The organism is Chitinophaga lutea, assembly GCF_003813775.1.
In the GTDB taxonomy this organism is placed as follows: domain Bacteria; phylum Bacteroidota; class Bacteroidia; order Chitinophagales; family Chitinophagaceae; genus Chitinophaga; species Chitinophaga lutea.
Map to the genome: position 1 here is coordinate 420,183 of NZ_RPDH01000003.1, position 15,031 is coordinate 435,213.

The 15,031-nt window shown below is 56.5% G+C and carries 12 protein-coding genes; 8 read left to right on the top strand and 4 right to left on the bottom strand.

All coding sequences use genetic code 11. From position 1 onward, the window contains the following. Positions 1-8: 8 nt before the first annotated feature. Entirely contained in the window at positions 9-4,004 is a 3,996-nt protein-coding gene (locus EGT74_RS24845) for a CBM96 family carbohydrate-binding protein (RefSeq protein WP_123849321.1), read from the bottom strand. A gap of 339 nt (positions 4,005-4,343) precedes the next feature. Beyond that, entirely contained in the window at positions 4,344-5,108 is a 765-nt protein-coding gene (map, locus tag EGT74_RS24850; RefSeq protein WP_123849322.1) for a type I methionyl aminopeptidase, read from the bottom strand. A 133-nt stretch (positions 5,109-5,241) separates the two neighbouring features. Here map and EGT74_RS24855 point away from each other — a divergent pair, with 133 nt between their 5' ends. From EGT74_RS24855 to pepE, 6 genes are all read left to right on the top strand, one after another. Next, a complete protein-coding gene (locus EGT74_RS24855; RefSeq protein WP_246008297.1) occupies positions 5,242-5,976 on the top strand; it encodes a LytR/AlgR family response regulator transcription factor in 735 nt (244 codons plus the stop codon). Positions 5,977-5,985: 9 nt separating this feature from the next. Next, positions 5,986-7,848, top strand: a complete 1,863-nt coding sequence (locus EGT74_RS24860; RefSeq protein WP_123849323.1) for a tetratricopeptide repeat-containing sensor histidine kinase — start codon at positions 5,986-5,988, stop codon at positions 7,846-7,848. Positions 7,849-8,031: 183 nt separating this feature from the next. Next, complete coding sequence (locus EGT74_RS24865; RefSeq protein ID WP_123849324.1) at positions 8,032-8,601, top strand: hypothetical protein; 570 nt, start codon at positions 8,032-8,034, stop codon at positions 8,599-8,601. Between the two features lie 11 nt (positions 8,602-8,612). Further along, positions 8,613-8,951: a hypothetical protein gene (locus tag EGT74_RS24870; RefSeq protein ID WP_123849325.1), complete on the top strand. Its 339-nt coding sequence runs from the start codon at positions 8,613-8,615 to the stop codon at positions 8,949-8,951. A gap of 23 nt (positions 8,952-8,974) precedes the next feature. Beyond that, the gene (locus EGT74_RS24875; RefSeq protein WP_123849326.1) at positions 8,975-9,454 is read left to right on the top strand and encodes a hypothetical protein; all 480 of its coding nucleotides are present in this window, start codon (positions 8,975-8,977) and stop codon (positions 9,452-9,454) included. Between the two features lie 129 nt (positions 9,455-9,583). Then, positions 9,584-10,288 (top strand): dipeptidase PepE, encoded by a 705-nt coding sequence (gene pepE, locus EGT74_RS24880; protein ID WP_123849327.1) that lies wholly within the window; start codon positions 9,584-9,586, stop codon positions 10,286-10,288. Between the two features lie 102 nt (positions 10,289-10,390). On the opposite strand, the gene EGT74_RS24885 is transcribed toward pepE, so the two are convergent. Next, the gene (locus tag EGT74_RS24885) at positions 10,391-10,873 is read right to left on the bottom strand and encodes a hypothetical protein (protein ID WP_220392964.1); all 483 of its coding nucleotides are present in this window, start codon (positions 10,871-10,873) and stop codon (positions 10,391-10,393) included. A gap of 177 nt (positions 10,874-11,050) precedes the next feature. Here EGT74_RS24885 and EGT74_RS24890 point away from each other — a divergent pair, with 177 nt between their 5' ends. Then, positions 11,051-12,514 (top strand): Gfo/Idh/MocA family protein, encoded by a 1,464-nt coding sequence (locus EGT74_RS24890; RefSeq protein WP_123849328.1) that lies wholly within the window; start codon positions 11,051-11,053, stop codon positions 12,512-12,514. 82 nt (positions 12,515-12,596) lie between these two features. After that, positions 12,597-14,312 (top strand): DUF885 family protein, encoded by a 1,716-nt coding sequence (locus EGT74_RS24895; RefSeq protein WP_181954776.1) that lies wholly within the window; start codon positions 12,597-12,599, stop codon positions 14,310-14,312. 8 nt (positions 14,313-14,320) lie between these two features. Here the strand turns inward: EGT74_RS24895 and EGT74_RS24900 are convergent, their stop codons facing one another. After that, positions 14,321-15,031, bottom strand: coding sequence for an NUDIX hydrolase (locus EGT74_RS24900; protein ID WP_317126730.1), 711 nt, complete (start codon positions 15,029-15,031; stop codon positions 14,321-14,323).

The following is a 15,031-nucleotide window of genomic DNA, read 5'->3' on the forward strand; positions in this document are numbered from 1 at the left end:
TGAACGATTTATTCCTTCATCAGTTTTTTCGTGATGACCTTGTTGTTGTGCGTGAGTTTGAGTACGTATAAGCCGGATGAAAGCTGTCCAGCCTTGTAGTTCGCCCTGTGCTGCCCTGCGGGTTGCACGGCATCCGCCAGTATGGCTACCTGCCTGCCGCTGAGGTCGAACAATGCCAGTTGCACGCGTCCTTCACGTTTCAGTGTGTACGTTACTGTTATATTGTCCCTGAAGGGGTTGGGGAACGTGTGCAGTCCGGGGGACGTTTCGGTCATGTCCACGTCCTGTCCTTTCGCCGCAATGGCCTGGCCCGCCAGCCCGCTGCCGTGGGTGACGATCAGCTGCGGTGCGTTGCTGCCGGTTTCTTTCGAGTTAAAGGAAAGGATCGGGTTGGTAGCCAGCGAGCTGATAATGGCGAACGACACGGTATGGCGGCCTGCTGCTTTTTCTGCGGCCACATAACTGGTCACATCCCAGGTGTAGAAGCGTTTGATTGAATCGGTGATGGTGGTAGACACAAGCGCCGTTCCGCTTGCCGCCGGTTTGTTGTTCCAGGTGAGCGTGCTTTCCGTCCAGCTGGTGGTGGCCACGGAATGTGCGCCGAGCGGCACGTTGCTGTTCCGGTTGTCGGTCAGCGCGCCGTACAGACGGATCTTCACATTGGTCACCGTGCCGGTAATACTGCTGGTATTGAAGGTGAGATAGGTCTGCCGGTCGTTGCCCGCATCCGGGTTGCTGTTCAGTTTCACGATCAGCTGGTTCGGGTCCGTGGTGCCGTGGGTGACGGTAGCGGCGGTGCCGTTGCGTACATACGCATCATGCACAGCGGGGAGGGCCGTTTCCGTAGAACCGCCGCCGGTAACGAATTTCACTTCGGTGTAGCTGTTCCACAGGTTCACGGAGTTGCCGTGGCCGAGGATGCGGATGTACTGTGTGCTGGTAGACGGTATGCTGAACGTTTCGAGGTTCAGCGAAGTGCCGCTGCTGCTCAGGCCGGTGGCCACGTTGGTCCAGGTGCTGCCGTTGGTGCTCGTCTGGATGTCGAAGTTGGAAGAGCGCACATTACCGTTATAGAACGCGATTTGTACGCCGGTAACGGTTTGTACCGTGCCCAGGCAGAAGGCTATCCACTGTCCGTCGCCCTGCGCGGACCAGCGGGTGGCGAGATTGTCGTCCAGCACGTTCGCGGCAACGTTGCCATCGTCTGCGCTGGCGGTTACCGGTTCGCAACCCGGTGCGCCGGTGACGGTGATGTTCACCGCGGCGGAAGTGCCGGTGGCATTATCGTCGTCGGTGGCTTTGGCCGTGAGGCTGTAGCTGCCGGCGGGCACATTGTTCCAGGCAAAGGTGTAAGGCGCTGTAGTGGCCTCACCCAGTTTGCTGGCGCCATTGAAGAATTCCACTTTCGACACGGTGCCGTCCGCATCCGCTGCCGTAGCTGTGATGGTGATGTTGGCCGGTGCGGTGAAGCTGGCCCCGTTTGCCGGCGAGGTGATGCTGGCCGTAGGGTTCAGGTTGCCGCCCGCATCGGTGATCACCGACAGCAAAGGCGGGTTGGAGGTGGCCTCACTGGAATTCCAGAACACACGCGGATCGTGCGCTACCTGGCTCTTCAGCGCAAAGGCCACCCGGTTTCTGCCGGCTGCTTTTTCCGCCTGCACGTAGGCCGTAACATCGAAATCATAATATGCGTAGGCCGCATTGGTCACCGTCACGGTCGCCAGCGGATTGGCGCCGGTAGCCGGTTTGTTGTTCCAGGTGAGGGTGTTTTCGGTCCATGTGGTATTGGCTACGGAATACGCGCCTACGCCAACGGAGGGCACGGTAGTGAGGTCCACCTTGCCATACACCCTGAGCACCACGGCTGCAACCGGGCTGGTTACGGACGTAAGGTCGAACATCAGGTACGATTCCCGTGCGTTGTTGAGCTGGCCGGTGGGCGATACCTTGGTGATGAGCACGCTGGAATCGGTGACGCCATGCGTGATGCCGGCATTCGTTCCGTCGCGCACATACGCATCATGTATCGGAGTGAAGTTCACCGGTGCGGAGGCCACTTTATAATGCGCCGTATAAGTAGCGTCGTTGTCGGTGACGGTGATGTTCTGCTCACGCGCGCCGCCGTGTGCCCAGAAGTCGAACAGGTACGTGGTGCCGTTGAGCGTTTGCGGGCTGGGGGCTTTCATGGGCCGCACCATGCCGGACAATGATTCCTGGGTAGACGGTGTGGTGAACGGAATATCGTTCAGCGTGAGCTGTAAGCCGGAAGGAACGGTCTGCAGGGTGAGGTTGGATGTCACCGGGAAAATCTCCACGTAGGTAGTGTCTTTCCCGCCCTGTGAATCCGTCACTTCGAGGTACAGGCGGTACCAGATATCCGTTTCCGTATGGCCTTCCACCGAAATCGGGAAAGAGCCGCTGGTGACGCCGTCGTTGATTTCCGGGCCGGGATGCGTGTGGTTGGCATGATGGAAATCTACCCACCAGGTGTACGCGCTGGCCGGCAGGGTGCCGTCTTCCGTATCGGTGGCCGTACCGGTGAAGCTGATGTTATCGCCCGCGCGGAAGCTGCCGCCGTTGGCCGGACTGGTGATGGTGGCAACCGGCAGGGTGTTGGGTGCGGTCACGGTCAGGGTGGCGTTGTTGCTCGTAACGCTGCCCGCACTGTTCGTCACCACTACATTATAGCTGCCTGCGTGCGAAGCCTGTACGTTGGTGATGGTGTAGGTAGCCGATGTGGCGCCGGAGATATTGGTGGTGCCTTTGCGCCACTGGTACGTGGGCGCTGGCGTGCCGGAGGCCGTAACGCTGAAGGTGGCGTTCTGTCCCTGCGGCACGGTGATGTTTTGCGGCTGTGCGGTGATCACCGGTGCGGAGTTGCCGTTGTACACGATTTTATAGAGGGAGTTGTTGCCCCTTCTTAAAAAATACAGATCTCCGTCGATGCCCTGTTTCATGGTGGTGAGGCCGTCGCTGAGCCCGGTGCCGAAGCCGTTGCGGGTAGGGGAGGCCGATGCGGGATTGATGTAATCTATCCAGGTACCGCAGTAGTCGAGGAAAAAGTATTTGCCATGATAGGTGGCCGGCCAGTTGCTGATGGCCCCATGCAGGAACGCGCCGCCGTTGATGGCGCATCCCTGGCCGGTTGCCGGCGGGTCGTTACGGTTGGTCTGGTAAACGTATACGGGGTTGGTGAGGCCGGTGCAGCCGCTGGTGCACATCCCTTCTTTGGACGGCCAGCCGAAATTGCGGCCGCCTACGGAAGCGTCGTTGATTTCTTCCCAGGTGGCTTCGCCCACGTCGTTCACATAAATTTTACCTGTGCCGGGGTCTACGTTCAGCGTGAAAGGATTGCGCAACCCGTACGCCCACACACGGCTCCGCTGCGCGCCGCCGGAAAAGGGATTGCCCGTGGGCACCGAGCCGTCGGTATTGATACGCAGCACCTTGCCGTGATAGTGATCGAGGTTGGAGGCGTTGCTTCCTACCTTGTTATCCCCGGTCGACACGAGCAGTTTGCCGGTGTTGTCGAAAGCCAGCCCGCCGCCGTTGTGGTAAATGGCGCTGAGGGTGGGCATGTCGAGGATGGCCAGCTCCGACTGCGCCAGGTCGCCGTTCATGGTAAAGCGGCTCACCCGGTTGTGTGGGCCTGACGACGAGGTGTAATAGAGATAAATGTACTTGTTGGTGGCAAAAGCCGGGTCTACCGCAATGCCGATGAGGCCGCGCTCGCCGCTGGTGCTCACCGACAGCGACACCGCCGGCGTAGCCAGCAGTGAGCCGTTTTTGAACACGCGCAGCTGTCCGTTTTGCTGGCAGATCAGTATCCTGCCGTCCGGCAGTTGGGCAAACGATGTGGGCCCTGTCAGCCCGCCGGTCACCAGTACGCGCTGGAAGTTGGCAGGCAGGGTTTGTGCATACGATTGCATGAGCGGAAGGAGTAAAGTAACCAGCAGCAATAGGGTTAGCTGTCTGATTTTGTTGTGTACAGCAGTTTTCATCATAACGGGGTGGGTTTTTTATGTGCGTTAACAAATAGCTCGGATAGTTTGATTTCAGCGCACAGGCCATTCACGGCAGTCATGGCGGGTCTTCACCTTGAAAGCTCTCTTTGGTCGAATTCGGCAGATGTCAGGTAAAAAATTACTGTGGAAAATGTATCAGTTGCTACGGGATCGAGGTTCTTCTTTTTTTACAGCGATATATCTAAGTTATGCAATCGTTTGCACTTTATTGCATAGTATTTTAACGAGTTTGTGTATGATATTATCCTGAAGGGGCCGGGGCACGATAGTAAGGCGCACAGGTATGGCAATGCGGATTACGCCGACCGGAATCGTCCTTTATTCCCAGATACCGTTTTCTTTGGTGAGTATCACCGGCAGGCCGTCGGTCACCACAATGGTATGCTCATGCTGTGCTACGAAGCTGCCGTCGCGGGAGGCCAGCGTCCAGCCGTCACCGTTTTCATAAGCCCAGTCGGTTCTGGTGGAGATAAAGGTTTCGATGGCCACTACGAGGTTCTTGCGGAACTTGGCGCGGTTATGTTTGTCGTAGTAATTGGCGATGGAATGCGGCGCCTCGTGCAGGCCGCGGCCGATGCCATGCCCGTTGAGGTTTTTGATGACGCGGTAGCCGCGTTTCCGGGCTTCGGCTTCGATCAGCCCGCCGATCACATTGATTTTCACTCCGTCGCGGATGTGCATGATCGCCGTTTGCAGGATGCTGCGGGAAGCGTCCACCAGTTTCTGATGCTGATGGCGGTCTTCTCCCAGTACAAAAGAGCCCCCGTTATCGGCCCAGAAACCGTCCAGTTCGGCGGACACGTCCACGTTCACCAGGTCGCCATCCTGTAAAATGGTTTTGCGGCTGGGGATGCCATGTGCAATTTCGTTGTTTACGCTGATGCAGGTATAGCCGGGGAAGTCGTACGTCAGCTTCGGGGCGGATCTTGCACCGAAAGCCTCGAGCAGGGCAAAGCCGTATGCGTCCAGCTCCGCGGTAGACATGCCCGGACGGGCGTATTCCCTCATTTTGCGCAGTGTAACGGCCACCGCCTCGCTTGCTTTCTGCATACCCAGCAGTTCGGCCTGACTTGAAATTGACATGGTTTACCAGTTAAGGGTTGCAATATAATCAATCCCCGCCTAAATGAACGGGGGCCGGATTACCGCCATGTCGCCAAAAAGAATATTTTAGCGGTCTGAAACCAGGCATCCTATTGTTCTAAAATCAACTCCCGTGATCAGAGTAGTCATCATTGACGACGAACCGGCCATCCGGAAAGACCTTCAGGCACTCATGCAGCTGCAACCCGGTTTTGTGGTGGTAGGCGTTTGCGGCAGCATCCAGGAGGCGAAGGTATTGATACCGGCCACGCAGCCCGACCTGCTGCTGCTCGACATTTCCCTCGGGGACGGCACCGGCTTTGATATCCTGCACGATATGGCCCCGGCCTGCAAGGTGATCTTCATCACCGCCCACCAGGATTTTGCCATTAAAGCCATCAAATACGGCGCGCTCGACTACCTGCTCAAGCCGGTGGATGAAGAAGAACTGCAGCTGGCGCTGGCCCGTGTGGCCCGCATGCAGCAGGCGGCGCCGGAACAGGTGGCCGTTGCGCGCGACCAGCTGAAGCAGGGCGGAGGGCTCCAGCACCGCATCGTACTGCGGTCGCAACAGTATCTCCAGATCGTTGCTTTTGAAGAAATTATCTACTGCCAGAGCGATGCGGGGTACACCACCTTCTTTTTAGCCGACGGGCGCAAAATTGTCGTATCCAAATCCATCAAGGAATATGAGGAACTGTTGCCCGATACCTGGTTTTTGCGGCCCCATCAGTCGTACCTGGTGAACCACCGATTCATCGACCGGTATCATAAAGACGGCTACCTGATCCTCCGCAACCATGTAGAAATTCCCGTTTCCACCCGCAGAAAGGATTTTGTGGTGGAATACCTTACCGGTAACCGTTAACTTTTTGGCATGCAACGTATCCCCGTTATCCTGCTGCTGCTCCTGGCTGCGGCGTGCACGCAGCAAAGCGCCCCCGTGCAGAAAATGCAGGCCGACTCGATCATGGCTTACATGAAGTCGGATATCAATCCCTTTTTTCACGACCACCGCCCGCGCGAAGCAGGCATCAAACTCGACAGCCTCCTGCCACTGGTGCAGCAGCTCGACGATTACCGCCTCACCTGCAGCTGGTACCGCTTCAAAGGTGTGCAGCTGAACATGCAGGAGCAGCCGGACAGTGCGCGGTATTACATCGACCTGTCGATGGCCCTTGCCCTGCAGAAAGATACCACGCAGAAACAGGTGCTCGGCGCGAAGGTGCAGCTGGCCGATCTGCTGAAGGACCAGCAGCAATACGACAGCGCGCTGCATTATGCCCGCGACGCCTATTACCTGGCGCATAAAGTCGATACGCCGGGCCTGCCCATCATCTGTTTCCGCCTCAGCGAAATCTATACGGAAATCGGCGATGCGCCCGCCATCCGCCGTTACCTGTTCGAAGGGTATGAGCGCTGCACCCAACCGAAGCTGAAAACGGTACTGGCGAACAGTATTTCGAAATATTATGCGGACGCGGGCCATAACGATTCCGCCATCCTTTTCTTCAAAGAGATGGAACGCGATACGAGTTTCTCCAATCCTTACTTCGAAGCCGTTCGCGCCGAAAATCTCGGCCTGCTGCTGGTCGACGACGGGAAGCAGGAAGAAGGGCTGCAATACCAGCTGAAAGGCATGGCCATCAGCCGGGAGCTGGACGATCTCGACGGGGAATCTTACCTCAACCTGGCTGTCACCTACAGCAAAATGAAACAATACGGCGCCGCGGATGTGTACATCGATACCGCGCTGGCCCTGGCGCGTAAGGAGCAGGACCAGAACGTCATCACCCGCGCCTGGAACCGCCGTTCCACCAACTTCGAGGCGCAGGGGAATTATAAGGCCGCGTATGCTTCGCTCGACAGCGCGTACAAAAGTTTCGGCGCCGAGCTCGATTCTTCGCTGGCCCTGCAGGCGCGTGAACTGGAAACGCAGTATGCCGTGAAAGCCAAAGACGACGAGATTTCCGCGCTGGCATTCGAGAACCGGGTGAACCGCCAGATTCGCCGGCAGCAACAGGTGATCATCGTGGCGATCGTTGTGGCCGCCGTATTGCTGGCCCTGCTGGGCGTGCTGCTCTGGCGCCGGCGGGCGATGCAGTTGCAGCTCCGCGAAGAAGCGCTGCGGCAGCGTTTGCTGCGCAGCCAGATGGAGCCGCATTTTATATTCAATACCCTGAGCGTACTGCAGAGTTTTATCCGTGGAGACGAAAAAGAGAAGTCGATCAAATACCTCAATAAATTCGCGCGCCTCGTGCGTATCAGCCTCGAAAACGCCCGCGAAAGCATCGTGCCGCTGAAAGATGAACTGGTGGCGCTGGAGAGCTATCTCAGCCTGCAAGTCATGCGTTTTGAAGGCACTTTCGATTTCCGGATCGAAGTATATGACCATTATGAAGACGACGGCCTGCTGATCCCGCCGATGCTGTTGCAGCCCTTCGTGGAAAACGCCATCCTGCACGGCCTGCGCAGGGTAGAGCAGGGGGGGCTCATTACAGTGCGCATCGACCGCCGCCAGCATACGCTGCATTGTGTGATCGAAGACAACGGCAGCGGCCTGCAGCCGGTTGTGGCCGAGGTGGAAAAACAGTCGCTCAGCACCCTCATCACACAGGAGCGCCTGTCGATGCTCAGTAAACAAACCGGCCATCCCGCCACCCTCCAGATCACGGACAAAAAAACGGAGAACAGCCACGGGCTGCGGGTGGAAATGGACATTCCCTTCCGGAAGAAATGACGCCTCACGGGGAATGCCCTGCCCTTTGTAACAGGCTGGAACACGCCACAATCTCCCTCCTTTAGCACATATTTCCATAAAGCGCACGGATTTCAAAAATATCCGGGCGCTTTTGTATTGTAGGCCCTGCCGGTTGCCCGGCCGGTGTATGTTTGTGCCAACAATAAACCAAATCATCCCCTCATGAAAAAACTGCTCTGCATGGCCCTCGTGGCCTTCACCCTGGCATCGTGCCAGTATTTCGGAGCCGGTGGCCGCGAATTCGAAGACAGCAAAGATGTGGCTTCCATTGCAAGTGAACTGAAAAGCAAATTCGGCGATAATGCCGGTTACACCAGCATCCTGCTCAGTTATGCGGACGGCGTGGGCACCAGCGTGATCGCTTCCGGCGGCGACGTCAACTCCAACAAACTCATGGAAAGAATGAAACTCAAGGGCATCTGGGAAGACAAATCCGAGATCACCCTCGAAATCGAAGGCGAGGCCAAACCGAAAGACTTCATGTTCACCCTCCAGCAGGTGCAGGACATGCAAAAAGTGCCCGAACTGGTAAAAGCTTCCATCGCCAAGGTGGAAAAGGAAAAGCAGATGAAAGACCTCGTGGTGAGTTCCGTCCATTATTCCATGCCCAGCCGGATCAAGGGCCCGGATGACGCACTGCGCCTCACCATCACGGTAGAGCCCAAAAACGGCGGCACCGACTTCCAGCTGATTTACGACGAGAAAGGCAACTTCAAGACAATGGTCTATTAAACCCGTTTATCATGACAATCAAATATAACAGCAACGTACCTACGTTGATCGAACTGCACAACGCCATCAAGGATGCGTTGGGCGGCAAATATGAATGCTCCATCATTCACGACCGCTGGTCGATCAATTTCAAGGGCACGCAATGCGTACTGGTTAAAAAAACAGGTATGCTCGGTATTTGCGTGGTGCCGGATGAAAAGAAGCAGATCGTGGATGTGGACGGCGTCGTGCCGAACTATGTGCTCGACAGGGTGGTCTTCGGCAACTTCGTGACCCGCCTGCTGCTGGTGGCCCCCTGGAACAAACTGGAGCAGGAAGTGGCATCGGCTATCAGGGCAAAGCTATCGTAAGCCCATCTATATAAACATGCAGCATGCTGTTCTTCCGCTTTTTCCGTAACCGAGATAAATACACCCGGCCTTCCATTGCATTAGCGACCCTGGTAGAGCGGCGGGCGGAAGAATTCATCGCCTTTTACAAAGAGCGTTTCGGTTACCGGCTGAATTATCAGCCCGGTAGCCTGGGCATACTGGATGTGATCCTGTCTGAAGCCCGTTACAGCGCATTGTCCGGAGAATGGAAACAATGGCTGGCCGTTCACGCCGGCGCCTACTTTTTCAGGGTGGCCTCGCAACGGTTTCACGAGTGGCCGCAGCAATACCTATGGTACCATCCGCTGGAGCAGCCGGTGCTGGTGATGGGAGCCCCTGTGTTCCGCATCAGCCTGCTGGCACAACAGGCCGTGCTGCAAAGGCTGGAAGGTAAAGACGACAGCGCCCTGCCGCAGCTTTTTGCGAAGTTCGAAAGGGCGGTGTTGCCGGCGGTAAAGGGGGACGATCTTCTATTCATGTAAGTGTTGCTACCATTATAACATCACCCCCGCGGGAATCGTGCTTCATTCTTCCCTAACCGCCATTTCAGCCTGGTTGGAAGCCCCGATGTGTAAACTCCTCCTTATTGGGGGAGTTTATTACTTTTGGGTATGAGAAAGATTGTTTTAGCCAGTACCTCCACCTTGTTCGGCCAGGAATACCTCGCTTACCTGAAACCGGTGATGCAACAGCTGTTCACCGGCATCAAAGAGATCGTTTTCATTCCATACGCCCGCCCCGGCGGCATCTCGCACGACGAGTACACCGGCCGCGCCGCGGAAGCGTTTGGCGCCATCGGCATCGGCGTGAAAGGATTGCACACTTTTGAAGACCCCGCCCAGGCGCTGCTTCATGCGGAAGGATTTTTCACGGGCGGCGGCAACACCTTCCTGCTCGTCAAACAACTGCACGAGCTGGGGCTGATGGAAGCGCTCAACGCGGAAGTGGAAAAAGGCAAACCTTATCTCGGCACCAGCGCGGGCAGCAATATCGGCGGCGTCAACATGCAAACCACCAACGACATGCCCATTGTGTACCCGCCCAGTTTCCAGACGATGGGCCTGGTACCGTTCAATCTCAACCCGCATTACCTCGATCCTGTGCCAGGTACCCAGCACATGGGCGAAACCCGGGAAACCCGCATCCGCGAGTTCCACACGCAAAGTAACATACCGGTAGTAGGGCTGCGCGAAGGCGGCTGGATAGCAGTGAACGGTACGGAGATCACCCTGCAGGGAGGCCTCAGCGCGCGTATCTTCAAAGCCGGCCATGCGCCGTACGAACTGGAAAGCGGCGGCAACCTGGCGCTCCTGTAGTCAACGCTCCGGCAGCGGGAAACTGGCTGTTCTTCCGCAGGATTTGTGATGTATATTGATACCGTGCGTTTTAGCGACTTGCCGCGATCAGGAGCCCGCCATTTACCGCCGGTGGTACATATACCAGTTCGTTTCCCAGGTATGGCCGCCATCGGGCGAAAACGCCTGGCTCCAGACGGGCTCCTCCGGGTTGGTGGCGTCCCAGGTGAACTCCACATCAATGGGATGCCCGTTCAATTCGTCTTTTGAATAGAATTTGCCGATGGGGCCGTCGAAGCTTCCCACCACGGGGATGTCGAGGACGCCCGTATCGCCGTTGGCCCAGTAAATGCTCCAGAGGCGGGTGGCCGGGTTGAACAGCCGGAGCGAGAGGCCCGCGTACGGTTTGTTATGCACGCTGGTGTGAAACTGGCCGATGTTGCCGGTCCCGAGCAGGATTTTCATCACATCGTCGGTCGCATCGAATTCCAGCCATTCGGTACAATTGTCCAGGCGGGTTTTCAGGCGCCTGTTGCGGATGTTCCAGCGACCTATCAGGAAATCGAAATCCAGGGGAGAGGAACCGGGAGAGGGGGCTATCTGCATGATGTCTGGTTTTATGGTAATGTAAAGTAAAGAAGGGGGAATGACAACCCTATGTCAGTATATCCCGCCCGTTTGTCGATGCCGGCGACCGTTCGCTGAAAAAAAACGGGATAAAGTGGAAATCTTTATTATTTTTAGCAGCTCTTTATTGTATCTACAGCTCAACCACAAAAGAATATGAGTTCAAATAGAAGAAACTTCCTACGCCAGCTGGCCGTAGGCTCAGGCGCCCTTGCTGTGGGCCTGCCCTCTTTTGCTTCCACGCCCGCGGTTCCGTCCGATGAAGAACTGAAAGTGGCCCTGGAACAATCGCAGAAATCGCAACGCTTCAACATGAGCGGTTACGCAGCCCCGAAAATCGACAAGGTCCGTATCGGCTTTATCGGTCAGGGTATGCGCGGCCCCGGTGCGGTGCAGCGCATGTCGTTTATCGACGGCGTGGAGATCGTAGCCCTCTGCGACCTGCTGCCCGAGCGCGCCACCAAATCCAACAAGATCGTGGCGAAAGCGGGAAGGCCTGCGGCGAAAGAATATTCCGGCGAAAACGGCTGGAAGCAGATGATCGACAACGAAAAGCTCGACCTGGTATATATCACTACGCCCTGGCACCTGCATACGCCGATGGCGCTGTACGCCATGGAGCACGGCTGCCACGCCGCATCCGAAGTGCCGGTGGCCCTCACGCTGGAAGACTGCTGGAAACTGGTGGAAACGTCGGAAAGGACCAAAAAGCATTGTATGATGCTGGAGAACTGCTGCTACGATTTCTTTGAAATGCTGACCCTCAACATGTCGCGCCAGGGCCTGTTCGGAGAACTGGTGCATGCGGAAGGCGCATACATCCACGATCTGCGCGACCTCAACTTCTCCAAAACCGGTTACCAGAACATGTGGCGCCTGCGCGCAAACGCCAAGCACAACGCGAACCTGTACCCGACCCACGGTCTGGGCCCCATCGCACAGTGCATGAACATCAACCGCGGCGATAAAATGGATTACCTCGTGACCATGGCCAGCAACGATTTCATGATGGGCGCCATGGCGAAAGAAAAAGCGGCTGCGGATCCTTTCTACAACGAGTTTGTAGGCAAACCGTACCGTGGCAACATGAGCACCACCACCATCAAAACGAACAAGGGCAAAACCCTCATGATACAGCACGACGTAACCTCGCCGCGCCCGTATTCCCGTATCCACCTCGTGAGCGGCACCAAAGGCGTGGCTTCCAAATGGCCCAGCCCCGAGCGTATCGCTTTCGGTCACTCGTGGATCAAGGAAGAAGAACTGAAAAAACTCTACGAACAATACACGCCCGAGATCATCAAACATATCGGCGAACTGGCCAAACAGGTGGGCGGCCACGGCGGTATGGACTTTATGATGGACTGGCGCCTGATCGACTGCCTCCGCAACGGATTGCCGCTCGACCAGGACGTATACGACGCTGCCGCATGGAGCTGCATCGTACCGCTGAGCGAAAAATCGATCCAGAAACGCTCCAACAGCATCGATATTCCGGATTTCACCCGCGGCGCATGGAAAACCAACGCCCCGGTTGAACTGACGCTGAAAGGCGGCGGCAACACCGGTGTGATCGGCGTGGAGAAAAAAGGAGAGTCCAAGCAGCTCAACGTTCACTAGAATGATCTTATATCAGCAAAGGTGTATCCGTAACGGGTACACCTTTTTTTATTACATTGGGAAAGTTTAACCACCTGCACATATGACCAGAATCTTCCGCGGCATCGCCACCCTGCTGATGCTCAGTTTCACCGCCAGCGCGCAAACAACGGACCTTTACCTGCAATCCAGCGAAGTCAATAACCTCATGGTGCATTACAGTGCCGACCTGGGCACCCTGAGCCGCTTTTATGCCATCCGCAACACGCCCGAGCGCCGGGAAAGAATGGAGCGGCTCCAGCAGGCATACCTGCAGAAGCTGGCCGCGCTCGATTTCGGCAAACTCCCCGTCGGCGCAAAGGTGGATTACGTGTTGTTCAAACGAAATCTCGACGCGGAGCTGTACCGGCTGCGGGAAGAAAAGGATGAATATGCGCAGGTGGAAAAATGGTTCCCCTTCGCCGCGAAAATCTACGATATCGAAAGGCTCCGCCGCCGCGGAACGGCGCCTGATGCGGAAAAGACGGCAGCCACGCTCAACAGCATAGCCAAAGAGCTGCAGCAGCAGAAAGCCAACCTGCAGAAAGAAAACGGCCTCCCCCTGCCGCTCAGCCGCAGGGCAGCCGGCGTAGCGAAGGGGCTGCAGGCCTCACTCAAAAGCGCATTTGATTTTTATACAGGCTACGACCCGCTCTTTAACTGGTGGGTGCCCGCGCCTTACAAGCAGCTCGACAGCCTGCTGAACGACTATGCCGCCCAGTTTACCGGAAAGGGAAAAAGCGCGGTATCGCAACAGGACGACGGCAGCGGCATCATCGGCAACCCCATCGGCCGCGAGGAGATCATCCGGCAATTGCAGCAGGAAATGATTCCTTATACGCCGGAAGAACTGATCGATATCGCCAACAGGGAATTTGCCTGGTGCGACGCGGAAATGCTCAAGGCCTCGCGGGAAATGGGTTTCGGGGATAACTGGAAGGCCGCGCAGGAAAAGGTGAAAAACACCTATGTGCCGCCCGCCCGGCAGCCGCAGGCCATGATGAAACTCTACAACGAATCGGTGGCTTTCCTCAAACAGCATAACCTCATCACCCTGCCGGAGCTGGCGGAAGAAACCTGGCGCATGAGCATGATGTCGCCGGAACGCCAGCGGGTGGCGCCATTCTTTTTGGGCGGGGAGGAGTTCATCATCGCCTATCCCACCAACACCATGAGCCACGACGATAAAATGATGAGCATGCGCGGCAACAACCCGCATTTTTCCCGCGCCACCGTGCACCACGAGCTGCTGGCCGGCCATGCCCTCCAGCAATTCATGAACGACCGCTACAGGGCTTACCGCAATTTCGGCACGCCGTTCTGGACGGAGGGATGGGCGCTTTACTGGGAACGCCTGCTCTGGGACCTCAAATTCCCTAATTCGCCGGAAGACCGCATCGGGATGCTGTTCTGGCGCATGCACCGCTGCGCCCGCATCATCTTTTCCCTCAGTTACCATACCGGCAAATGGACGCCGCAGCAATGCATCGATTTCCTGGTAGACCGGGTGAACCACGAACGCGCCAACGCGGAAGGGGAAGTGCGCCGCTCCTTCACCGGCGGCTACGGGCCGCTGTACCAGGTCGCGTACATGATCGGTGGGTTGCAGTTTGAAGCGCTCAAGAAAGAACTGGTAGACAGCGGCAAGATGAGCTACCGCCAGTTCCACGACGCCATCCTCCACGAAAACGCCATGCCCGTGGAAATGGTGCGCGCCATTCTGCTGAACCAGCCGCCGGGTAAGGATTTTACTTCCAAATGGCGGTTCTACAAGCTATAGGCGGGCCGTTAATTTACATTATTAGGATTGGGAATGAAATTGAGGAAGGCGTTGAACTTCGTCTGGTATTTCCTTTTGTCGAGTTTGTAATAATAAGCGCCGCGTTTGGAGCTGAGTTTTTCCTTGTCTTTCTGCTTGATGAGCAGGCCGGTTGACAATACCTTCCGCGAAAAATTCCGTTTGTCGAGCAGCGAACCGTAGATGCCCTCGTACAGGCTTTGCAGCTGCGGGAGGGTGAATTTTTCCGGCAGCATCTCGAACACGATGGGGTGGAAGGCGGCTTTGTAGCGCAGCTTCTGTTTGGCCAGCTCCACCATTTCGCGGTGGTCGAATATGAGGGAGGGTATTTTTTTCAGCGGGAACCATTCCGGGTGATAGTCGTTGTTCAGCTGCTTTTTGTACTGGTTGATGTCGATCAGGCTGGAATACGCGACAGACACCGTTCTTTCCACAGGGTCGCGGTGTACTTCGCCGAACACATGCAGCTGTTCCATATACACGTCCTCCAGGCCCGTTAATTCCTTCAGGATCCTGGCTGCCGCGTTCTCCAGGTTCTCCGAAGGCTGCACGATACCGCCCATCAGGCTCCAGCGGCCCTTTTCCGGTTCAAATCCCCTTTTGATGAGCAATAGTTTCAGCTCCGTGCCATCGAATCCGAATATGATGCAGTCTACCGCGAGCAACATCCTGTTTTTGCCTGCGTAGTGATTGATTTTCAA